Source organism: Segetibacter koreensis DSM 18137 (assembly GCF_000374045.1).
Classification (GTDB): Bacteria; Bacteroidota; Bacteroidia; order Chitinophagales; family Chitinophagaceae; genus Segetibacter; species Segetibacter koreensis.
In genome coordinates this window covers 192,716-217,278 of the sequence record NZ_KB893370.1, presented here as the reverse complement: position 1 = coordinate 217,278, position 24,563 = coordinate 192,716, and the positions used below count along the sequence as shown (strand labels likewise).

Here is a 24,563-nt window from a genome sequence, read left to right as displayed (position 1 = left end):
AAAAAATATTTCTGGCTCAGTTATCTTTAAAACTAAGCCAGAAAAAGCTTATGTTCAACCTTGTGCTTTAAAGCCCTTCACTTCACAATTTCTGCAAGTATAACTCTCCGTTTCGTTCTTTCAGTCGATGCTAAAGCTAATTCGATCATTGAAATACATACCAGTACTCAAAGGTGTTAAGGACAATTTGTAAGCAATTATCATTTTTTATTCTAAAACTAGCTTTACTAAAGATCTTAAAGAGAATGTGATATAAGAAAAATTATTCAATCAAGTGAACTAAAAAAAATATTTAAAAAAAAATTAAGAATGTGCGCGAACACATGAAATAAACTTGTAAGTTTATAGGGTAAAAAAAATTGAATAAGATAACCATTATTCAATTGAATTGAAATTCATTCTTCAACTCTTAATCATTAACACCTTATAAAACTAACGCAAACCTAACTTCTTCAAACCCTTTTTATCCGTTAATTGCTGATTCGGACAACAGCAATTAATACTCCCGCAGATTCAAAACCTTACATAATTTAAAACTCTTTTCTTGTATGAAAATTTTTTTTAAGTACATTTTACTCTTATTTACATTGATATTTTTTAACTCAGTGTATGCGCAAGAGCGAACCGTAACGGGTACTATAACTACAACTGGAGAAGGATTACCTCTCAATGGTGTAAGTGTTTCAGTGCCAGGTGCTAAAATCGGGACAACATCAGGTGCAGATGGAAGATTCTCAATTAAATTACCACGCGGTAGTACACAACTCGAATTTAATTATGTTGGGTACACAACAACAAGGGTTGCTGTAGGTGCCGGCAACAATTTAAAAATAAGTATGGCGGCGGATGTCAGGCAGCTGAAAGATGTGGTTGTTGTTGGGTATGGAAGTCAGAAAAAGAGTGATATAACCGGTGCCATAAGTTCAATAAAAGGATCTGATCTTACGCAACTTTCTACACAAAGGGTTGACCAGGCTTTACAAGGCCGTGCGGCAGGGGTAATGGTATTAAATACGGATGGAGCACCAGGCGGAAATACAACGATCAGGGTAAGAGGAAGCAATTCTATTAATGGTGGAAACAATGCCCTCATTGTTATTGATGGATTACAAGGCGGTAACCTGAATTCTCTAAATCCTAATGATATAGAATCAATAGAGGTTTTAAAAGATGCATCAGCAACAGCAATATATGGAGCCCAGGGAGCCAATGGAGTAGTTTTAATAACTACAAAACTTGGCAAAAAAGGAAAACCCGTTATTAGTTACAATTATAGTTATGGCATATCTACATTACGTAAGAAACTGGATGTGATGAATGCCGCCGATTTTGCAAAAACTATAAATGCCAATGCTCTCACCCGCACTGCCGGCGGGGCTATACCTGTTCCGATTTTTTCAGATGCTGATATACAGAAATATGAAAAAAACGGCGGAACAGATTGGCAGGATGTTATATATCGTGCCGCACCCATTCAAAATCATGAGCTTTCAATTAGTGGCGGTACTGATAATTTAAAGTACCTGGTTTCGGGTGGATACCTGAACCAGCAGGGAATACTGGTAAATTCAGAATACCAACGCTTTTCTTTAAGGGCTAATTTAAAAACCGATATTAATAAGTGGTCAGCCTTTAGCTTAAGCTGGGCAGGATCTAAGGAGGCAGGAAACTCACCTCCATTTGGTAGTGCAGATATCAGCTTTCTTGGTAACTCTGTAAATGTTGCTCCCCGGTGGGCTCCTACAGAACCTATATATGATTCAATTGGTAATTACAGCGTGCATAGGCCAGGTTACGGCGCAAGTGACACGTGGAATCCGTTGGCAAGTGCTCTTGAACCTAAAGTTGATAATAATACGATCAGAAATGTTTTAAACAGCTACATTGAATTTAAACCTTTTGAAGGATTGTCATTAAGAATTACGGGGGGAGCAAATATCATTAACATCAATAATCGGATGTATCACAATTTAAAGACCTACGAAGGCAAACAAAACACAGGCCTAGGTTTATCTACCGAAAGTATGAATGTGAGATATCAAAATTCTAATATTTTAACCTACGATAAAACTTTTAAGGACCATCATATAACTTTTACGGGAGTGGCTGAACAACAGTATTCTAAATTTAATTTTTCTTCGCTGCGGGCAAGCAAGTTTTTAGTAGACCAGACAGGCGTAAATAATCTTGGTGGAGCAAATATTGTAGTGCCAACATCAGATGCAGAAGAAAGAGTTTTAAACTCATACTTAGGAAGAATTAATTATGCTTTTGCCGATAAATATTTATTAACCGCAAGTTATCGTGCCGACGGCTCTTCTGTTTTTGGAAAGAATAATAAATGGGGCTATTTCCCATCGGCATCAGTAGCATGGAAAGCATCGGAAGAAAGTTTTATTCGCAACTTAAATGTGTTTTCAACTCTTAAAATCAGAGGTAGTTGGGGTATTACAGGTAACCAGGCCATTAGCCCTTATCAAACACTGTCAAGAATCAGCTCTGGCAGTAATTATCCTTACAATGGAAGCGATGGAACTGATTTAGGCTTTTTCATTGCCAATGCTCCTAATCCATCGCTTAAATGGGAGAGTACCACACAAACCGATGTTGGAATTGACCTTGCAGTGTTTAAAGGCAGGTTAACAGTTAGTGCTGATTACTATAAAAAGACTACCAAAGATTTATTGATGTCTCGCACCATACCTGGTTACACTGGCTTTACCAGTATAATTGACAATGTAGGTTCTATTGAAAACAGGGGGATTGAAATTGAAATAGGTGGAGATCCGCTTGTAGGAAAGGTAAGATGGACCACCGGCTTTAATATTTCAGCAAACAGAAATAAAGTATTGAATTTAGGGAACATTGACAGACTTGGTTATAGAACAACAAAAGGAGGATATAACGTAAATGATCCTTTTATGTATTTAATTGTTGGAAAATCTTTTGGCCAGATTTACGGCTATAGTTATGAAGGTACCTGGAAGACAAGCGAAGCAAAACAAGCTGCGGATTATGGACAGTTGCCTGGTGATAGAAAGTTTACCGACATTAATAAGGATGGAGTAATTAATAAAGAAGACCTTACAGTAATTGGAAATGCTTTTCCAAAATTTATTTTTGGCTGGACTAACCGCGTCTCTTATAACAACTTCGAGCTTAATTTTCTGATCCAGGGAGCAAAGGGGAATGACATATTTAACATGGGAAGAATTCGCATGGAAACTCCGGGTGAAGGGACAAGTTCCCGTCTTTTAAACCGGTGGACTCCGGAAAATCAAAATACAGATGTTCCTGCTTTCATAGATGGAAAAACACGTGAAGAAGCGGGCTTGACTAGCAAAATAGCCATTGGTGGCGATCAAAGAATTAGCAGGTGGGTAGAGGACGGCTCTTATGTTCGGTTAAAAAACATTACTGTAAGTTACAATTTACCTAAATCTATTACCGAAAAATTCAGGCTATCTAACCTGAAAGCTTTTGTTAGTGGTGCCAATCTTATTACTCTTACAAAATATACGGGGTACGATCCGGAGGTAAGTTCATATAATGCTAATGATGCCCAGATTGGCGTAGACTTTAGCAACTACCCTCAAGCTAAAATTGTCAATTTCGGTTTAAATGTATCATTTTAAAAATCTTTATAATGAAAAATAATAGCATTTATCTAAGAATAATACTTTTTTTATTTATTGTAATACTAACTATCGTTTCATCATGTAAAAAGCTTGAAGAAACCCCTAAAAGCTTTGTTACACCTCAAAATTTCTATACAACTCCTGCCCAGGTTGAAGCAGCATTTGCTGCTGCAATGAATAATTTATGGGATTATTGGGGAGGTTATGGCTATGGACAGGGGACGTTTGTAAACGATGATCAATTAGATGGAGGAGACTTAGTGATCAGCCGGAATCATGGAAGTGATTTATGGAACAGGCACTATGCTGCAATAGCAAACCTAAATGCTGCTATAGGAGCTATGAAAAAAGGCAGTTTAGGAGCGGGAACATCGCAGGACGTTTACGATTTATTAATGGCGCAGGCCAAATTCCTCCGCGCTTACAATTATTTCATGCTTGTAAGAATGTTTGGTGATTTGCCTTTACTTACTGAAGATATAACAGACCCTATTACCGCCAAAATCGGGCGGTCGCCTATCGCAGATGTTTATAATTTAATTGTCAGTGATTTTACAGAGGCCGCCGGTAAACTTCCTGCAGAGTGGCCTACGGCACAACAAGGTAGGCCAACGAGTGGTGCCGCAAAAGGATTATTGGCAAAGGCATATCTTACTATGGCTACGGCCCCTTTAAATGATATTAGTAATTATCAAAAAGCAGCAAATCTTGCGAAAGAGGTTATACAGGAAGGGAAATATTCCCTTGTGCCAGATATTACGAAGGTCTTTGCCCTTGAGACAAAGTACGGGCCTGAAATGATGTGGAGCTTTAACTCCAACTATGCAGATATAAATACCGATCCTGAGATTTACAAACCAGGTCTCCTGGGCGGTTGGGGCGATTTTAGGGTACAACGTGAATGGGAACAACAATATCCTAAGGAGGCTCGCAAAGACGCTTATATTCTTACTGAAATTGATGGTAAGAATTATACAGAGTGGCCCGATGAGCAAAATCCTTTTATCAAAAAGTTTATGTATGATAAACAGGAAGACTTCGACAATTACTCATCCATAATGAATATGCCTATTTTACGCTTTGCAGATGTTTTATTGATTTATGCAGAGGCAGCTAATATGGCTAATGGCAGTCCTACCCAAGAGGCAGTTGATGCTATTAACAAAGTAATTGATCGTGCCAATGGTTATATAGATAACCCTTTGCACCCAAAATTGACAACTGGAATGACTAAAGAAGCTTTTGATATCGCAGTTATTGAAGAGAGAAACCAGGAATTATGTTTTGAGTATGACCGTTGGTTTGATTTAATAAGAAAAAGAATTTTAAAAGAAAAAAGTATTCCATCCATACAGCAGAATTTTTCTGAAGATGATTATTTGTTTCCTATCCCTGATAATGATATTCAATTAAATCCAATGTTAACGCAGAATCCAGGTTATTGATAAGAACAGAATTTTGATGAATAATTTCTGAATTAGGTTAAAAATTATTAGTAGATATATGAGTTGTAAGAGGTAGACTTAAAATAGAAAAAGGAAAAACTTCTTTAGAAGTTTAATCAATACAAGAACAAATGGGAGAATAATCCCTTAAACAAAAACATTTATCGTTAAGATAAATTACACTAATCAGTAACGAGTTTATTTGGAATTCCTCTAAAAATCAAATTCAGTTACATAGTATTTAGATAGTTATTAGTATGAATATAAAACAATTTACAGTAATGTTTTTTTGGAGGATTTGGATATCAAATGCTCTTTTGGAAAATCTTATTTATGTCAGGGCAGTTCGCCTCATGCCGATACTCATCTTTTTTTATCTGTTTCTTGGAAGTGCCGCAAAAGTGTGCGGACAGGATAAGACCGGCGCGAATGACAATAAGGTTGGCAACCAGGTAATAACCGGGGAGAGCTTGATAATATGGGCAGTTCCTGCCGAACAAAAAGTGCGTCCGGACGATAGGGTTGAAACGAATAACCTTGTATGGTCAAAGGAGAAGAAAAAAATTAATATCTCCGGAGCGGGTAATGAACATGTTCCGTTCCAGGTAGTAGTAACCGCACCTGTTCCTGCAGGCCGGGCGCCAAAAGCTCCTGGAGGGTTTTTTATTAAGGCTTCTAACCTTACTTCCCGGGAAGGGAAAATAATTCGTGAGGCTCAGATCAATTTCTATCTCGAGCATTATATAATGGTTTATGGAAAGTCAAGTTCCGTTGGAGAAACAGGTTATTGGCCAGACGCCCTCGCACCAATAAAAGAACCTTTTAGTATGGCTGCGCAATATGCAGTCGTTCACAATCGTCCCATTTGGGTTGATCTGTCCATTCCATCCTCAACGCCCGGTGGCGCGTATACTGGTACGATCACAGTCACACAAAATGGGACGACGATTGAAACGTTGAATGTGGAAGTGCAGGTCTACAACTTTTCATTGCCAGATAAAACTCACCTGATCACCTATATGAATGTGTCCAAAGGATCCCTGGCCAGCTTCTATCACAAAGAAGCCTCATCTCCCGAAATAGACCGCCTCACACAAACTTATTACGAATTCCTGTATGCTCATCGCATGGAGCCCTGGTTCAATGATCAGCTTGAGCCAAAAGTTGTTGTAAATGGTGAAAAAGTAGAGGTGAAGTTTGACGATGCTAGGTATCAGTACTACCTGGACAAGCTAAAGAGCAAACGTGTACTCCTCGAGAGTTATCCTTCTGATTTGAAAAGGCATAATTCGGCAGAAACTTTCTCTAAACCATTCAATCAGAAAGTGAAGTCTTATTTATCCCAGGTTGAATCGTATTTCGAGAAGCATGGGTGGAAGGACAGGCTGGTATTTAACAGCCCAATTGATGAACCCAATACAAAGCAGGATTACGAAGACACGCGGCAGTGGGCTACTCTTGTACATGAGGCAGCACCAGGCGTTCCGTTTTTAGCCACGGAATCACCGGTGACAGATAACCCTGACTGGGGTACTCTTACCGGACATGTAAATAACTTTTCAATGCATGGAAATGCTCTTAATGATCAACGGGTTAAAAAAGCAATCATAGAAGAGCAGGCGAAAGGTGGCGAAATGACATGGTATATCTCCTGTGATCAGACATTTCCACAACCCAACTACTTTATTGACGCACCGCCTCTTGATCCCGTAATGGTTCCATGGATTACAGATAGTTATAAAATGGCTGGTATTCTGTATTGGGCATCTAACTTTTGGTCTGAAACACCCAATCCATGGCTTGACCCAATCACTTTTATCTCCGGCTTTTTGTGTAGTGGTGGTTATTTGCTCAACGGTGAAGGGTCATTGGTTTATCCTGGAGATTACACAAAAAAATATACTGGTCAGCCTGATGTAAACGGACCAGTTTCTTCTATAAGATTTGAGCTCCTTCGGGAAGGCATCGAAGACTATGAGTATCTATGGATGTTGAGAGATTTCGGTGACAGGAAGTATGCAGACTCAATGGTACATAATATGGTTATTGATGTTAGTACATTCTCGCGTAACCGTGAAGATCTTTATTCAACGCGAAAGGCAATGGCCACACGTTTAGAAAAGTTAGCTCATGAGAAATCAGGCAATCACTGATGGCAACAGTGGTTACCTTTTCTTTAAAAAAATCAACATATTCATGATATAACTGATGATGCCCCTGTGAAAATATACTTTGCGCGTGGTTTTAATGGTTCTGCTTACAGATCGGATGATTTTGGTGCAACATGTAAGCGTATTAAAGGATATAACTTTAAATGCGGTAAAAGAGTTGGGCGATAAGTCATCGCTGCCCTTGACGCCTGCAGTGTTATGATCCCGAGCAATGGGTTATAATGCCGCATCTATTTTAGAGAAGTTATTAACAAGCCTACATCTCAAAATAAATAATCAAAAAACATTTAAATGAAGGTATTTACTTATTTACAGATATTACTAGCTCTGGTCGTGTTTAGCTGTAGAAACCAGCAGAAGCTTACAACAAAAGATGTAACTAAAGAAGAATTTCCTGCTGAAATGGTTGAATTTGTACCATATAATGCAAACCCCGTTTTTAAAGGTACAGGTACAAATTCCTGGGATCAAAAAATAAGGGAACGTGGCTATATTTTATACGAAGACGGTATGTATAAAATGTGGTATACAGGTTATAAAGGAAGCGATACGGTGGTGAAATATTTAGGCTATGCAACTTCAAGCGATGGTATAAACTGGGAGAGATACAACAAGAATCCTATTTTCAACGGGAAATGGACTGAAGACATGTGTGTTGTCAAAAATGCAGGCAAGTATTATATGTTTGCTGAGGGCAGGAATGATGTTGCACATTCACTTGTTTCAGATAATGGTATTAACTGGCAGGAGGAAGGGGATTTAATCATTCGTACTAAAGATGGAAAATCTATTCCCGGACCTTATGGTACGCCAACAGTGTGGATAGAGAATGACAAATGGTACCTTTTTTACGAACGTAACGACGAAGCAATATGGCTGGCTGAATCGAGCGATCATAAAACGTGGAAAAATGTACAGGATGAGCCTGTTATTACAACAGGTCCCGAGAAGTACGATGCCGGCGCTGTTGCTGCTAACCAGGTTGTTAAATATAAAGGCAGGTATTACCTCTATTATCATGCATCTTCAAATCCCATGTCATCCTCTATAGTTTGGACATCTAACGTAGCTATGTCGACAGATTTAATACATTGGATTAAATATCCTAAAAATCCAATTATTCAGGGTGACCACTCAAGCCCAATTATAGTCTCAGATACCAAGGGCTATAGGTTATATTCCATGCATCCCCAGGTGTTCCTCTATTTGAACAAAAAAAACAAGTAAATGTGTTGATGTACAAGTATTAACAGAAATCAGAGTCTTGCATCAAATATATTCTGATCTTGCTCACTGTTTTAACTGTCTGTCCTCATTTGTTTTGGCTACACGTGTTGTTACCTTCATCAACTTAACAACAGTGTATGAAAAGTCGGCAGCCATTACTGGTTTATATTGCGATAGCTTATTTTATTTCGTGGCTCATCTTCATTTTGCTGGCACTAAATCATCATCATATTATTTTCCTTTTTCAAGACGATGCGGCCCATGCCCGGTTGCAGGATGTTGTGCATTCTATTGGAGGGTTAGGTCCTATTAGTGCCGCTATTATTACTTTTAGGCTTTTTCATCAGAAAGGAGAATTGCATCAATTTGTGAGCCGTTACTCATTTAAAAAGCTAACGCTGAAAGGCTGGCTGCTGGCTTTTTCACCCTTACTGATCTTTGTGTTTTCTTTATTGGTGAGTCGCATCATCACACATAATTGGTTTGATATTTCCGGTTATTTTGAAAAAAACAAATTGGTAAAAACGTCCAACCTGTTTGCGTGGTTTTTACCTATCGTTTTTTACGGGTTTGGTGAAGAAGGAGGATGGAGGGGTTATGCTTTGCCTGCATTGCAATCAAATTGCGCGGCATTTAAGGCAACAGTAATTCTATCAGTCATCTGGATATGCTGGCATATCCCTTCTTTCTTTTATCGCTACGACTTCAAAGGAGGAGCCTACCTTGGTTTTTTACTTGGAATTTTTGCCGGAGCCATTTGGCTTACCTTTCTTTTTAATTATACAAATGGCAGCATACTCGCTGTAAGCCTCTGGCATCTTACCTTTAATTTTGCTTCCATGATTGGGAAAGACGACATAGTATTATCTGCAGTAATGAGTATTGCGGTAATGCTTCTCGCTTGTTTTGTTTTAATTAAATATAAGTTTGAAAGTCTATCTCCGGTGAAAAAGAGCACTTTACATACAGGGATTCCACGGTCGAAAGTGCTAATGACTACCCAGTTCCCTCATTACAAACGATAGTAACAAAATTCTAAACAAGGAATAGAAAAATTTCGCTGAATGAAACTTTTCTGCAGGTTATTTTCGAAAAATGCGTTTTTCTACACAGAGGAATTAATCTGTCCTTATTTTCCTCATTAGTCTGTAATCGGTAGTTGTCCAATGAAGAATCACATAGATTTTCAAGACAAAGTTTTAAATTCGGTTTTTCTTTTTTTAAATGAAATAAATCATGACGTGCCATCAATTCAGTGAACTTGCTCTTTCGTTTCCACATACTACAGCATCACCGCATTTTGAGAGAACTGCATTTAAAGTAGTTGGTAAAAGAATATTTGCAACGCTGCATGAAGAAAGTGAAACTGCCAATGTAAAATTTTCACCTGCTGATCAGTCCGTGTATTGTCTGATCGATAAAAAAGCTATTTTCCCTGTTGATAACAAATGGGGTTTGCAAGGTTGGACAACCTTTCAACTAGCCAGAGTTGACGATCAAATTATGTTTGATGCTTTACAAGAGGCTTATAACGACGTGTTGAAAAATAAGAAAAAATAGCAGTCGGAAAGAGCAGTTTTACAGCCTCAGATAAAATGGCAATCCCTTTTAAAATAAAGATGTAGCCCACAAGAACCGTTTCTCTGGTAAATAGAAATGCTTTTTATTTTATTCCAGAAACTTTTTATATTCGGCAAGATATTCCAGTGGAGTGGTGTGCCATTCGGTTACCCTAGTAACATTTGTACGTATACATTGGTAAACGAAATCATACAAAATCTTAACAATGGCCGGGTTCCGAATTTTACTGTTATTGTCAGCAACGATAAAAGCTCCACGTTTTCCCGTTTTTTCCTCTTTTGCAATTTCAAGCATTGCATAATAAACAGGTAATCGAGCTGTCTTCACCCGTTCTAAAATTTCAGGGGACTTTGCTACTGCTTTTTCAGCCTTGTCAAAGAGGTTGTTATATACTGTTATTAGCGAATCAGAAAGGAAAGTTTCTTTTTCCATAACGGGACTGCCAAAAATAGACAACTTATATCCCGATTGCTCCATGTTATTTTCGTGTAAAAGGTTTATGTATTCTTTTATTTGTTTTGATGCCTTGCCGTAATACCCTGACAGAAAATCATTCATTACTTCATCAATATTTATATTAGGGTTCCAAAGCAATTTGTCAATCAAGTAAGCGCGTAGTTCGGCAAATTCACCACCAATTTCCCGGTTACCTTGCTCAAAAACAGCAGAGACTCTGTTGTTATGCATAAATGTGAGGTTAGGTTGTAGTATGCGAAGGTTTGGAAAAGGAGCAAAAAGATTTGAAAACCTGATTACATAATCCCATACAATAATATTGTTTGTTAACTGGCCCCATCCTTTAAGGTCGCTGCTAAAAGAGGTATCACCTTTTTCAATCGTAGTATTTCTCGCACTTTCAATATTACATAGCATAATATTTACATTTTTGCGGGGAACGATATTTTTGGGCGGTACCCGGCTATATTGGTATGCAAGAGTTGATATAATTTTATCAGGAAATCTTTCGGCTACTTTATTAACGAAAGTTAATATTGAACCCATGCCAAGCGCAGGATATTTTGAGCCCCCATGAGTCGAATACATTTTATCTTCAGGAGCATAGGCAGCATATTGTTTATCTAATGCAGAACATTCGGGACACCGACAATAATTCACGTTGTCGTTTTGGCTAACCGACCAATATATTGCTTCTGGGTTTTTATTGATAGCAGCTTGTAGGTTTTTACAAACAATTTCCAAAACTTCAGGATTACTTAAACACAACTGGGCTTCAGGTTGTACACTTGCACCATCCCATGAGGGCACCGTACCTGCATGGCGCTTACCATCGTAAAAACTAAAATATTCAGGATGAGATTCTCCATATTCTTTTGGGTCTAACAAAGACCCGAAGGTATGAACCCAGTATCCCCATTCGCTTTTACCCGGTCCTACGTGCGAATCTAACTTATGCCAAAGTTGGTATTCAGGATCAACTGCATCTCTATAAAAAGTTTCCCTATAGGTAAAAGCAGGCAATTGCATGTCATTAATTGAGCTCACAACAATCTTTTTCTTTTTAGGTACATAAGTTACTGCAGCTGAATACTTGCGACAACCCATATACTTTTCAAGGAAAGTATAAACACCATACAAAATGCCTTTGTCTGTTCCTCCTGTGATAACAAGACTTTTACCGATATTTTTAATAAATAATCCATCCTTATCAAGCTTTTCTTTTGGTACCTCTTTTAATTCAGGCCTGTTTACGTTGCCTATTAAAATTTCACCTTCCTGCTGTTGTGTGTTATCCGCCTCAATTGGTATACTTGCTCCTGAAATTCTCTGAATATAATCCTGCAAAACTTTAGCAGCCTGTATTTCTACAACAGTTGCTTTTTCAGGGATAATAATCCTGCTTTTTGAAGTGCCTCTTTTTACAATGGTAAATTTTTGAGCTTGTGCTAATTGAATTGTAACAAGAAAAAAAGCGAGAATGATTGGTAAAATAACTTTGTTCATAAACGCAAGAGAGTATTAGGTTAGAAGGAATAGCTCTAAAATTAACTAAAATATTTGCACATCCTGTTATTTATTATTGTCAACGTTGTACAATCCGAACCTGAACCTGCTGTTAGAAAAGAGAGGGTAAATCTATTTTTATTTATTAATCAAGTATTAAAATAGGAAGGTAACACAAACATGACGGTTTTTCATGTCGAGTAGCTTGTAAAATTTTGTCTAAATAGGAGGGTAGGTAGGATTGAATAACGAGATAGCTGTAAAGGTGTTAAAAAGATCGATTGCATAACACAAGCAATCAATTCAATTCAATTTAAGTTATTAAACCGTCGAATTTTACAAATGCGAACAGGACTTAGACCTTTTTTTTCTATTAATGACAATTAAACATCAGTGGAGCTAAATACAAATTTTACCCCAAGTCTTGCTTAAAATCAAAATGTAACTTCCTTTGATTTGATCAGTTACTTGGGATAGAACTTGCTTTTAAACCTTAGATACTGTCTTTAGCGATAACACTCCAGTCGTCATTACCGTGCCCTTTAGCTATCCACTGATCCATTACAGCTGCTATAGCAGGTATTATGGCCAGGTCAGTTCCAGCTTCTTTTGCGGCACTAATCATTAGTCCTGCGTCCTTACGGGCCATACTTAGTTCCCACGAAGGTTCCGTGAACTTACCTTCTGTGATCTTCTTTAACCTTGCCGGAACCGCTGCCCCGGGATTCCAATTATTAAAAAGATTAAGAATCTCATCAGCTCCAATACCGTGAGCTTTGGCTAGCGCAAGGGCATCAGATAGTCCGGCTGTCAGGCTTAGCAAAAACAAATTACCTGTTAGTTTTATCCCTGCCGCTTTACCTTCTTCTGCACCAAAATTGATAACCTTTCCAGTCATTTTTGACAGTTCCGGCTCCAACTTCGTAATTACTGATTGATCACCGGAAACCAGCATAAAGCCACTACTTTCTAAAGCATTTTGGGGACCCATAAAAACAGGAGCATGAACATAGGTAAACCCTTTACTACTCCATGCCCGGGTTCTTTGAATAGCTCCTTTAGCAGAAGTTGTAGTATGATCTATAATTGTAGCCCCGTCTTTAAATCCTTTACTTGCATTTTCCAGTACTTCGTCAACAGTAGAATCATCCTTTAGGGTAACATGAATAACATCCGCACCTTTTACCGCTTCGTTCACGTTTTCGAATGCTTTTGCACCATACGCTTCTAATGCTTTTGCTTTGGCTACTGTACGGTTCCAAACGTGTACCGTTTCGCCTTTTTTCAGCATTGCCTTAACGAAATTGGACCCCAAGAGACCCATACCCAAAAATGCTTTCATAATCTTTGATTTTTGTGAAGTTGTTATAGAAATAGAAGGAGAATTATAGATTATTTATTAATCACTACTTATTTGGCAAGATGAAATATTACTGAGACCATTGTGTAGGTTCCCTATCCCAGCGATGGTTCTTTAATTCTTTCAACAAATTTTCCGGTAATCCTTTACCATCACTTACCGACATATTTGCCTCTACATTTCTCAATTTACGCATGCCAGGGATAGTAGTTGCCACATCTGGATTGCTAAGAATAAATCGAAGTGCCATTTCCGGCAAATTCATTCCTTGAGGCAGCAAAGGCTTTAAAGCATCTGCATGTTCTACACTTGCATTCAGGTTTTCGGGAACAAAATAAGTTCCTCTCCAGTCGCCTTCAGGGAAAGTCGTTTCTTTAGTCATTGTACCGGTGAGGGTTCCTTCGTCAAAAGGAACACGGGCAATAACACCAATATTAAGCTCGCGACAAAGAGGAAACAATTTATCTTCAGTAGCCTGGTCAAAAATATTATAAATCACCTGTACCGCATCTATCAATCCTGTTTGTAAGGTCTGCAGACTATTATTGGGTTCCCACCTGTTTACGCTAATACCCCAATGCTGCACTTTGCCTTGTTGGGTCAACTTGGTAATGGCTTCTTTCCATTCATCCTGTTGCGCCCAATCATCTTCCCATACGTGAAACTGCTGAAGGTCTATCGTCTCAACACCGAGGTTTTGCAAACTTTTTTCAGTGTACTCAACAATATAATCCGAAGGAAAAACATCAGTTAATTTAAATTCGGGTTTTGAAGGCCACTTGCGGTTTTTTGGCGGAACCTTGGTAGCTACATACAGTTTTTTTTGTGAATGCCTTTTGACAAGTGCATTTAAAATTTGTTCACTAAGTCCTTCTCCATATCCCCAAGCGGTATCAAAAAAGTTACATCCTAACTCGACAGAACGGTCGAGCGCACGATTTACTTCTTCGCTTTCCGATCCTGTCCAGCCTGCCATTCCCCACATACCATAACCCACTTCGCTAACTTGCCAGCCTGTACGTCCAAAAGTTCTGTATTGCATGTTTATTTTTTTAGTGTTTAAAATTAATAATAAAATTTTGCCATCATGTATTGAGGATTACGAGATAAATTTATAAAGTAAATTTCTTCTCATATTTGTGTCTGGCAAATACGTTCATTACTTTATAAAGATCTTTGTAGTAGAAAATCAACAAATCATTCAACTTTAACTACCACTTTACCCACCGTTTCTCCTTTTTGAAACAGGTGAATGGCATTATGCATTTCTTCAAAAGGAAAGACGTGACCAATATGCTGTGCCTTCAGCTCCAATGACTGTAATTTGTTAAGCATATTGTGCATCATATCCGTTTGCTCGTAGAGATAAATGAGGTTAAACCCCATAAGAGACTTGTTTTCTGTTGGCAAACGTAAAGGATCTATTTTTGGGCGAGTAAGGTATTTCCAAATGAGCCGCGAATAATCAGGCTTATTGCCATGGCTGGTGAAGCTGGCACTCCCGTACGCGATCATCCTGCCCATTGGCGCCATCGCTTTCCAGCTTTGTTTAAAGATTTTTCCCCCAATACATTCCATAACGAGATGTAATCTGCGGTCACCAAGAGCATGGAGCAACTTTGCGTAAAAATCACCATCCCGTATAATTACATCATCATACGCTTCCTCCTTCCGTAGAAAATCCACTTTTTTAGCATTTCCTACACTGCCAATGGTATAAGCACCGAACTTTTTACAAATGCGGTTGGCCATAATGCCAACTCCTCCGGCCGCACTATGGATGAGCACTGTCATTCTTTTTTGTAAATTGCCCAAAGTGGTAAGGGCGTAATAGGCAGTCAGCCCCTGAACGAGGAAACCGGCTACCTCTTCAAAGCTCCAATTTTTTGGAAGTGGAAGCACGTAGCGATGGTGGATATTTATGTGAGAAACGTAACCGCCAAACTTAGTAGCGCCCATCACTTTGTCACCTATTTTCCATTCTTTCACGGTTGTACCTACTGCTATAATTTCCCCCGAAAATTCCAGACCGGGAATAAGTGAGCCTTGAGGAGTTGCACTATAAAGGCCTTGCATTGCAAAGATATCAGCAAAGTTTAACCCTATTGTTTTCACTTGCACACATACTTCATCGGCTTCCGGGTCTCCCAAAAGCTCTGTTTGAAATTGCAAATTTTTTATGGAACCTGCTTTCGGCATGCGGTAAACCTGTCGTTGTAGCATAGGCTAAACTATAACATTTTTTGTAGCCCTTTACTTTTAATAGTTTTTATCTAACAATTTCCGAAAAGTGTAAGGTTAGGATTTAATTGAACAGCGCTGTAATAATGTAAATTCTTATGCTGAAAGTCATGTAAATTTTATCATATAGCAGTTAGAAGAATAATTATAATTATTTTGAATTATGATATTATTCCTTCTATATCATAATATTAAATATTTCTTATAGCTTTTTTTATAATGGTATGCTAATTGCTATTTCTGATATCAGATTAAGGAGAGGTAGCGGTTACCAATCTTTTTTCCTTTTCTAACACAACTGCCATCTATGGAGTTAAACAAGGATAAGCCATCTATCACTCAAACAAATCGACGTGATACAAGGATACACGTTTTGGAAGTCATCGGAAATGCCAGCATTGGGGGAATGGAAAGCTATATTAAAAATTTCATTTCAAATTTGCCTTCTAATCAATTTCAAGTCACCTGTATTTGCCCAAACGAAAGCGCGTTTACAGCTTCTCTTCGCGAACTCGGAGTCGAAGATGTTTTTATAACTCCGATTGAAGATGATCCTGCGTGGCGATCAATCCAGCTTACGTGCGAGGTAGCTCGTCTTCATCAAATTGATGTGTTGCACGCACATATGCCTAAAGCGCATATACTTGCAGGCATAGCTGGCTGCCTTATACATAAACCTGTGGTGGCAGCGGTGCATGGAATGAATGTAACATCACAAGAGCTGGGAATTACCAGGGCTATAGGATCTCATTTAATTACTAATTGCCAGGAGGCATACACTCAGGCGCTTGCTATGGGGGTGACAGCAGAACGTGTAAACCTTGTACGAAACGGTGTTGATCTCTCAGTTTTTACTCCTGGTTCCTCTGGCGATGATCTTCGTAATTCTATAGGCGTTCCCCAAACTACTCCATTAGTTGGGTTTGTAGGACGTTTGTCACACGAGAAAGGACCTGATCTGTTTCTCCGCGCTGCTGAGTTAGTCCACAGAATGCGACCAGATGTGCATTTCGTCATTATCGGTGACGGATTTATGCGTAATGAGCTCAAGGAAATGGCATCGCATTTCCAACTGGAGAAGCAGGTGCATTTTCTAGGGTGGCGGAATACATACGAGGTATACCCTTCGCTTGACCTTGTGGCTCATACTTCTAGAAGTGATGGCACGTCATTGGTGCTTCTTGAGGCGATGTCGTGCGCTTGTCCTACGGTTGGTATTGCCGTTGGAGGCGTGCGTGAAATCATTGAGAATGATACTACAGGCTTGCTAGCGGGAGCCGGCGACTGGGAGGGTGTAGGACTTAGGATTGTTCAACTGCTTGAACACCCGGAAAGCCTGCGAAGTATAGGTTCCGCGGCACGCTTGCGGGTGGAACGGTATTTTAACATTAAAAAAAATACTGCTCAAACGGCCGAAATACTTCGCCGTATTGCTTTTGCAGGTATTAACGGCCAATGCTTTGTCGGCAAGACTGCGGTGGCCAAAGAGATAGATGGCCGGAAATCGTTTGACAATTAAGGATTAGATAAAAATAAGGTAGGTTTTCAGTATTTCGTTATCAATTCGGGGATGAATGTCTCTATTTTGAGTAACTATTATTGAAATTGGAAAAAACTCGATGCATGGCAGAGAAACAATTTACAAAGATTTCTTTTTATGTAGTTGCACACGCTGACGACTGGCAACTTTTCATGCAGCCAAATGCCTATAACGATCTTGTGGCACCCGGTGGTAAAGTTGTCTTCATAATTACCACTGCAGGCGATGCTGGAGCTGGCGAAACATTTTGGTTTGCCCGGGAGGAAGGATCAAAAAGTTCCATTAGATTTTGCCTGCAACCTCTTGAGGCCCTTTCAGAATCTGTTGGCACAAGAGAGTTTAACAAACATACTATCAACTATTGGACCGCGAATAACGCTACATGTTATTTTCTTCGTTTGCCAGATGGCAACCTTGATGGTAATGGATTCTCGCAAAACCATTATCAAAGTCTTTCCAAGTTTAGAGGAGAGGAGATAAGTGCTATTACTGCCTTAGACAATTCAACCACCTATAAAAGCTGGCCAGACTTCTATACTACTCTTCAATCCATCATTAAGTCGGAATGTCAAGGTATATCAGAAATAATGATTAACTACCTGAACCCAAATACCGACACAAATCCAAACGACCACAAAGACCATATTGCAACAGGGCAGGCTATTCAGGACATGACTCTCATCTCAACTATTAAGCAGACGTTGTATGTTGGCTACAGCGTCAGTAATAATAAAGAGAACTTGAATCTAACAGGTTTATTCTGGAAATCAGGGATGTTTTCAGCCTATGAAAAAGCCGTTTATGATAATAGTGGTTATAGCACCTTGGGAGAAAGCGTTCCTACGTATTTGAGCTGGTGTTTAAGTAGCGCGGAGTTCATCACCGCTGATCCTTGAGCTGTTCATAATTAGGGGATGTATCAAAGTTGAACATACTATTGACATCCGCGGAATAATTACTGGTTGTCAGTAATAAAAAGGTATAAAAAAGCAGGTAACGTCAGTTTTATAATAAAAAGCCAGGATAAATAGTTTAAGATTTAGGACGTTTCGTTTCCTCAATCTCTTGATCCCCCAATTATATTGTCATTGCAAAAAAGAGTTATTCCGAATAAACGAACAGCAGGTATGGAGCAAAAACAAGCAACGCCGATTGTAGGAAAAGTAAATCTCGGCGATCTGCGCAGACTAGAGCCGTTAACCAGGTCCTTTGGTTATGATCGGGGGCAGCCCATTGACCGTTACTACATTAATAAATTTCTAAGTCAGCATTCAGCAGATATTTCAGGCCACGTTGTTGAAATTGGTGACGACCGATATACCCGCAGGTTTGGAGGTAGTCGTGTCTCTCAGTCTGATGTGCTTGATCAGGATCACCCTGACTCTTCGCCAACCATCATTGCCGACCTTACCAATGCCGATCACGTTCCATCTGACAGTTTTGATTGTATTATTATTACCCAAACATTGCACTTTATATATGATGTAACTGCTGCCGTCCGCACACTTCACCGTATACTGAAACCTGGCGGTGTACTGCTAGGCTCGCTTCCATCACTTAGCCCGATCTGCCGTTATGATATGGATCGCTGGGGCGACTATTGGCGCTTAACAAGCGCGGCCGTTCAACGTCTTTTTGGTGACTTATTTGGCCCCACTAATGTGGAGGTAGAGGCGCATGGTAACGTGCTGGTCGCTACCGCTTTTTTGTATGGTATGTGTGCAGAGGAGCTGACTGTAGAAGAACTTGACTTCAAAGACCGCGATTTTGAGGCTCTTATTACCGTGCGGGGAGTAAAAAGCGAAGTGGTTGTTTAGTGGGTTGCTAGCGATGGCTATGCAAGTGTTAGTCAGCCCAATGATACAGACAGTGATTTTGTTTGGGAAACAGCAAAAAATTATTAAAAAATCATATTTTTCACGGTTTTTTAGTTAGTAATGTTAGCCGGTTCTCGTGGTAAAAAACGCTCCTGTATAAGACATAGAGTAAAAATAGTACTCGATACGGATGAATTGAAACAGCAAATTAGAACCTGATGAGAAAATATTGGAAGTAATTTGTCTTAGCAATATTCTTGTCCTCGCCTCAACAGCTCAAGATAAGAGTACAGCAAAAATAAATGACAGAATAAGTTGGCTGAAATATTTAGATAAAGTAGCACGACCGGTTATGTCAAACCTGGCGGAAGACAAGCTAAAAGAAAAAATGCCGGGCATTTTATCTAAAAGAGTAGACAACGTCGGGCAACGGGCTAAGGTAGCTTATCTTGAAGCCTTCGGACGAACATTAAGTGGGATAGCTCCGTGGCTAAATTTGGAAGGAGGTTCAAAAGAAGAAGTTGCTTTACGCAATCAGTACCGGGCGTGGTCGTTAAAGGCAATTGCAAATGCAGTTGATTCAACCTCAAAAGACTATATGGTTTGGGAACAGGGAGGCCAGCCTTTGGTGGATGCATCCTTTGTTGCACTTGCCTTTATACGTTGTCCCTGGCTGTGGGAGCATTTGAATGAAACTGTTAAAAACCAGGCTGTCTCTGCTTTAATAAAGAGCCGTTCTATTGTTCCGGGATATAACAATTGGATTTTGTTTTCAGCAATGATCGAATCTTTTTTTTGTAAATATGGTTTAAATTACGACAAAGTGCGCATTGAATACGGTGTGAGGGAATTTGCTCAGCATTGGTACATAGGCGACGGTATGTTTTCCGATGGAATGAACTTCGCTTTTAATTATTATAACAGCTATGTAATACAACCTTACCTTGCTACCATAGTAGATATTGCAGACAGTAAAGACAACTCCTACGCCTGGTTTGAACCAAAACTTGATAAAATAAACAAACGTTATGCAGAGATACAGGAAAGGCTAATAAATACAGACGGGAGTTTTCCTGCTGTGGGCCGTTCCATTGTTTACCGCGGCGCTGCCTTTCATCATTTAGCGGATATGGCATTACGGAAACAACTGCCGCAATCTTTAAAACCGGCACAGGTGAGAGGAGCATTAACAGCAGTCATAAAAAAAACAATGGACGCTCCCGGAACATTTGATAAAGCAGGCTGGTTGACAATAGGTTTATGTGGTAATCAACCTGACCTTGCTGATGTTTATAATACAACAGGAAGCTTATATATCTGCACAAATATTTTCTTGCCATTAGGATTGCCTGAGTCTGATGATTTCTGGTCTTCCGCATCCCAACCCTGGACGGCAGTAAAAGTATGGAATGGAGAGGACGTTGCAGGAGATCATGCATTGGACCTAAGCAAATAGAGCTTTGAAATAAAAACAGAAATTATGTTACAATGTGTAAGTGGCTTGCTGTTTAATTTTACTACTCGTAGAGCACCAGCGTTTGTGTTTTTAAAATCTCATTAATTTAATTCCGCAACATTTTTTAATAAAAAAATCCCCTAAATGTTATATTTAAGGGATTTTTTTTATATCTGAAGAAAATTGCAAACGCTTTTAAGAACATTGCCAAGGTGCCTTCACACATTAAAGCTTTCGGATCTTAACGTTTCGAAAGGCCACCACATGATCGTGATTTTGAAAAGCTATTTTTCCTTTTGGAGAAGTCATAAAATCAGTCCAGGTTTTAAACTTGCTGTTAGCAACCATATTTTTCCACTCGTCACTGCCCTCTTGCACATCAACTGTTTTTATGCCATTAAAATAAAAAGTAAGATGTCCGTTATTCTGAATAATTCTGGCCTCGTTCCATTGTCCTACTGGTTTTGGCTTTGATAATGAAGCAGTGCCTGACAAGTCGTATAATAAACCTGCCAAATGATTTTCTTTTTTATTGTCAGAAGCTTTTATATTATCCAATACCTGCATTTCAGCACCTGTATTGTAAGTATCATGAAATTTAGGATCTTCTTTTATATCAAAAATAATTCCACTGTTGCCACCCTCAGAAATCCTCCACTCAGTAGAAAACTCGTAATTTTCGTATTCGTTATCTGTAACTAAATCTCCGTTACCACGGTCATCTTTTACCGTTGGATCCAGCAATATCGCGCCATCAACCACATTCCAATTTTTGGTTACAAAATCTTTATTGTAAGTATGCCAGCCATTTGTTGTTTTGCCATCAAATAACAGTTGCCAACCGTCACTTTGTTCTTTTTGCGTTAAAACATTTGGTTGTCCGCTTGCTGACTGGCTTCTTGAAGACGAGCATGCATAAAAAATAGTACTAACAAACAATAGAATAAAAAATGGAATTTTAATCATAAACAATGCTAATTTAATGCTTAGGAAATGTATGTATAGATTTAAAAGTGCCTGCAATATATGCAGATCTTAAAGACCTTCGAAATAGAAATGGGGTAGATGCGATATTTATTCATATTTACTCTGTAGTGAAATGGTTTTTGCATTTGCAAATTCTGGTTGCGAAGCCGGAGTGTCTGTAATCATAGAAAGGAATTGTTTGAGGATAAAGTGAGTTTGGATCTGAAAAAGATTGTAGGATGGTAAAAAAGTGATTACTTATAAATCATCTTAGAAATAATTGAAAGTAATTTATGTTTAGTTAACCTAATAGAACCTGTATACCAGGAGATTCTTCGAATGTAAATATTAATACAAAAGGGGTTGCTGCAAATACATTTGGCGCAAAAATGTTTTTGTAACAGACGGAGCTTGTATGACTTCAGTAAAAAATCAAAACCCGTCTTTAACTTTCATGGCACTTACTGCACGCGCAGCAAACTATGCAGTTGCAGCATTAAAGAAGGTTAGTATTTAATGAAACTTTAAACGATTTAAATGTTATTAATATTTTTATTGAAAAACGAATAAAAATAGCTTAAAGCATAAAAATGCCTTCGAAAAGATTTTATGCTATGATTTCTCGTACCTCGGTCTTAGCTGTTTGGGAGGCTAACTTAACGCATTGATTTTTATAAAGTAATTGTTATTAACATAACAATTGATAGTGCGGCTGTAAACAAAAAAAAACCGCCTCAATCTCTTGAGACGGCTTTTTGTTTGGTAAATTTTAATTCTTTGATTTAAAGAGCTTAACAGCCTTTTTTATGTTTTTCTGTATAAATTCCGCATAATAAATTCCGGGTAAATATTTGCTTCCTAGTACAATTGTTTGGCCAGGCCATATATTATTTCTTAATTCAACAATCTGCCCGTACTCATTGACCACTACTAAAGTTGCGTATTCTGCTAAGTCACTTTCCATTTTTAATGTAAAAGTGGTTGTGGATGGATTTGGAAATACCTGGATATTGAAACTATTATTAGTTACATCGGGTCTTGCTAATCCTGAACAAGAACCAAGCATTGCATCCGGAGTTAAGTAACTATCGACCAGTTGGGCATTAATACAGGATGTAACAAAACTGCCTTTAATCTTTCGGCAAATCTGAACATCAGCGCCGCACCTTACATTCATCATTTTTATTGTTTTCTTTATGATTGAACCGCAGCCCTTGCTGTCTATAACAGAGACGGTGTAAGTATCGGGAGCAGTTACTTTGTAAGTGTCAGACTTGCCAACTGTAGTACCGGCACTATTCTTCCAAATGTAAGAGAACGGGCCTATACCTTCAATAACATGAGCTCTAAGTGTAAGTGCAGATGCAGGAACCCAGCCATCATAAATGGTGTTTACAGCAACTCCCTTTGAATAGGCGTATGCATCTGGTATTTCGGCTACTACTTTACTTATTGTTATCGATTTACCATTATCGGGTGCTACAAACTCAGCTATCGTACTTCTTACTCTAATTCTATAATCGCTCGCCGTTGTTGTGTTTTGAGGAATATTAACTATTATAGCGCCATTTTTATTATTTGTTATACTTCCCAGGATGGTCGCTTTGCTGAACCTTCCTTTTGCGTCCGATAGCTCCGCAACAAACTTATTTGTTGTACTTGTGATACCTGAGGCCGTGTAGGGTACAGTTATAGTGCTGCCTGCACAAATAGCAGTATTAACATTACCGGTCCAGATTTGAAGCTCAGGTTGTTGGAAACCCTGTGTGACTATAGTTGCACCTCCTGCAAGCATAGGGGTAAATGTTTCTCCTAAGGTCCAGCTTAATTGTACACCTCCCACCGATGCAGACCCGCCAGAAGACGGTAAGACCGTAGTGGTAAGCGACTGAGCTTTTATATTCAGTGACATGATAAAAAATATCATGAAAACGAATAGTTTGTTATTGATCATTTTACGATTTTTTAAAGCTTGAATTAATAAACAAAACGACCGTTAAAAAAGCTGGTAGCATCTACGTTTATTCTATAACCTGTACTATTGTTAGGACTACCACCTATTAAGTAAACCTGGTATTGGGCACCTGCACTTGCTTTTACTATAACATTTAATTCAGCTCCCTGCTCTGTTGTTAGTGAACCCGAAGGAAGAAATGAAGAACCTACAATTTTGCCTGTGTTGTCTTTTATCTGCATTCTTAACGATGTCGAACCTGATGTATAATTTAAATGAGCAGTAAAAGAATATACTCCGGCTTTTGGTACAGTATATGAGTTTGTACTTATAGACGTATTGCCGACCGGGTCATTGAAGTTACTGCTACCAAAAGATAAAGCGGTTGTTTGATTTCCGGCTACAGTTGCTGCTGCTAGTTGTGTACTAAAGCCTATTGACTCAACTCCAACACCAGTATCTCCTTTGTCGCCTTTTAAACCTTGGATACCTTGCGCACCAGTTTCACCTTTTAAACCTTGAACGCCTTGAGCACCAGCATCTCCTTTTTCACCAGTATCTCCTTTGTCACCTTTTAAGCCTTGAGTGCCCGTTTCACCTTTTTCACCTTGTATACCTTGAGCGCCTGTTTCACCTTTTTCACCTTGAATACCTTGTTCACCTTTTTCGCCAGTATCACCTTTGTCGCCTTTTAAACCTTGAATGCCTTGAGTACCAGTTTCGCCTTTTTCACCTTGGATGCCTTGAATACCTTGTTCACCTTTATCACCGGTATCACCTTTTAAACCTTGAACGCCTTGAGCACCAGCATCTCCTTTTTCACCAGTATCACCTTTTTCACCTTGGATGCCCTGAATACCTTGTTCACCTTTATTACCAGTATCGCCTTTGTCGCCTTGGATACCTTGAATACCTTGAATACCTTGAATACCTTGAATACCTTGTTCACCTTTATCACCAGTATCTCCTTTGTCACCTTTTAGACCTTGAGCACCAGTATCACCTTTTTCACCTTGTATGCCTTGAATACCTTGTTCACCTTTTTCGCCAGTATCACCTTTGTCGCCTTTTAAACCCTGGATACCTTGAACACCTTTTTCACCTTGAATGCCTTGTTCACCTTTATCGCCAGTATCTCCTTTGTCGCCTTTTAAACCTTGAATGCCTTGAGCACCTGTTTCACCTTTTTCACCCTGTATGCCTTG

Annotated in this window: 17 protein-coding genes; 10 read left to right on the top strand and 7 right to left on the bottom strand. The window is 38.9% G+C overall.

The genetic code is table 11. The features are described 5' to 3' along the window. Positions 1 to 548: 548 nt before the first annotated feature. The 6 genes from B154_RS0123755 (at position 549) to B154_RS0123725 (ending at position 10,041) form a co-directional block, all read left to right on the top strand. Positions 549 to 3,635, top strand: a complete 3,087-nt coding sequence (locus tag B154_RS0123755; protein WP_018616863.1) for a SusC/RagA family TonB-linked outer membrane protein — start codon at positions 549 to 551, stop codon at positions 3,633 to 3,635. A gap of 11 nt (positions 3,636 to 3,646) precedes the next feature. Beyond that, on the top strand, positions 3,647 to 5,083 hold the full coding sequence (locus B154_RS0123750; RefSeq protein ID WP_018616862.1) for a RagB/SusD family nutrient uptake outer membrane protein: 1,437 nt from the start codon (positions 3,647 to 3,649) through the stop codon (positions 5,081 to 5,083). A gap of 257 nt (positions 5,084 to 5,340) precedes the next feature. After that, entirely contained in the window at positions 5,341 to 7,236 is a 1,896-nt protein-coding gene (locus tag B154_RS0123745) for a DUF4091 domain-containing protein (protein WP_018616861.1), read from the top strand. A gap of 309 nt (positions 7,237 to 7,545) precedes the next feature. Further along, positions 7,546 to 8,481 (top strand): glycoside hydrolase family protein, encoded by a 936-nt coding sequence (locus tag B154_RS0123735; RefSeq protein WP_018616859.1) that lies wholly within the window; start codon positions 7,546 to 7,548, stop codon positions 8,479 to 8,481. 137 nt (positions 8,482 to 8,618) lie between these two features. Next, positions 8,619 to 9,506 (top strand): CPBP family intramembrane glutamic endopeptidase, encoded by an 888-nt coding sequence (locus B154_RS31040; protein WP_018616858.1) that lies wholly within the window; start codon positions 8,619 to 8,621, stop codon positions 9,504 to 9,506. 211 nt (positions 9,507 to 9,717) lie between these two features. After that, positions 9,718 to 10,041: an MmcQ/YjbR family DNA-binding protein gene (locus B154_RS0123725; protein WP_018616857.1), complete on the top strand. Its 324-nt coding sequence runs from the start codon at positions 9,718 to 9,720 to the stop codon at positions 10,039 to 10,041. A 108-nt stretch (positions 10,042 to 10,149) separates the two neighbouring features. On the opposite strand, the gene B154_RS0123720 is transcribed toward B154_RS0123725, so the two are convergent. The 4 genes from B154_RS0123720 to B154_RS0123705 all read right to left on the bottom strand — a co-directional run bounded on the left by B154_RS0123720 (position 10,150) and on the right by B154_RS0123705 (position 15,607). Next, entirely contained in the window at positions 10,150 to 12,024 is a 1,875-nt protein-coding gene (locus tag B154_RS0123720) for a DUF4838 domain-containing protein (protein ID WP_018616856.1), read from the bottom strand. Positions 12,025 to 12,517: 493 nt separating this feature from the next. Further along, on the bottom strand, positions 12,518 to 13,366 hold the full coding sequence (locus B154_RS0123715) for an NAD(P)-dependent oxidoreductase (protein ID WP_018616855.1): 849 nt from the start codon (positions 13,364 to 13,366) through the stop codon (positions 12,518 to 12,520). An 88-nt stretch (positions 13,367 to 13,454) separates the two neighbouring features. Continuing rightward, entirely contained in the window at positions 13,455 to 14,426 is a 972-nt protein-coding gene (locus tag B154_RS0123710; RefSeq protein ID WP_018616854.1) for an aldo/keto reductase, read from the bottom strand. Between the two features lie 155 nt (positions 14,427 to 14,581). Then, the gene (locus B154_RS0123705; protein ID WP_018616853.1) at positions 14,582 to 15,607 is read right to left on the bottom strand and encodes an alcohol dehydrogenase catalytic domain-containing protein; all 1,026 of its coding nucleotides are present in this window, start codon (positions 15,605 to 15,607) and stop codon (positions 14,582 to 14,584) included. Positions 15,608 to 15,932: 325 nt separating this feature from the next. Between B154_RS0123705 and B154_RS0123700 the strand changes: the two genes are divergently transcribed. From B154_RS0123700 to B154_RS0123685, 4 genes are all read left to right on the top strand, one after another. Beyond that, positions 15,933 to 17,144 (top strand): glycosyltransferase, encoded by a 1,212-nt coding sequence (locus B154_RS0123700; RefSeq protein WP_026260390.1) that lies wholly within the window; start codon positions 15,933 to 15,935, stop codon positions 17,142 to 17,144. 104 nt (positions 17,145 to 17,248) lie between these two features. Beyond that, positions 17,249 to 18,061 (top strand): PIG-L family deacetylase, encoded by an 813-nt coding sequence (locus tag B154_RS0123695; RefSeq protein WP_018616851.1) that lies wholly within the window; start codon positions 17,249 to 17,251, stop codon positions 18,059 to 18,061. A gap of 231 nt (positions 18,062 to 18,292) precedes the next feature. Beyond that, the gene (locus B154_RS0123690) at positions 18,293 to 18,982 is read left to right on the top strand and encodes a class I SAM-dependent methyltransferase (RefSeq protein WP_018616850.1); all 690 of its coding nucleotides are present in this window, start codon (positions 18,293 to 18,295) and stop codon (positions 18,980 to 18,982) included. 229 nt (positions 18,983 to 19,211) lie between these two features. After that, positions 19,212 to 20,438, top strand: coding sequence for a DUF2264 domain-containing protein (locus tag B154_RS0123685; RefSeq protein WP_018616848.1), 1,227 nt, complete (start codon positions 19,212 to 19,214; stop codon positions 20,436 to 20,438). Positions 20,439 to 20,663: 225 nt separating this feature from the next. Here B154_RS0123685 and B154_RS0123680 read toward each other — a convergent pair whose 3' ends face one another. The 3 genes from B154_RS0123680 to B154_RS33665 form a co-directional block, all read right to left on the bottom strand. Next, positions 20,664 to 21,404, bottom strand: coding sequence for a 3-keto-disaccharide hydrolase (locus B154_RS0123680; protein ID WP_018616847.1), 741 nt, complete (start codon positions 21,402 to 21,404; stop codon positions 20,664 to 20,666). Between the two features lie 769 nt (positions 21,405 to 22,173). Next, complete coding sequence (locus tag B154_RS0123670) at positions 22,174 to 23,316, bottom strand: T9SS type A sorting domain-containing protein (protein WP_169337697.1); 1,143 nt, start codon at positions 23,314 to 23,316, stop codon at positions 22,174 to 22,176. 65 nt (positions 23,317 to 23,381) lie between these two features. Next, positions 23,382 to 24,563: hypothetical protein (locus B154_RS33665; RefSeq protein ID WP_018616844.1), on the bottom strand; the 1,182-nt coding region annotated here is incomplete at its 5' end.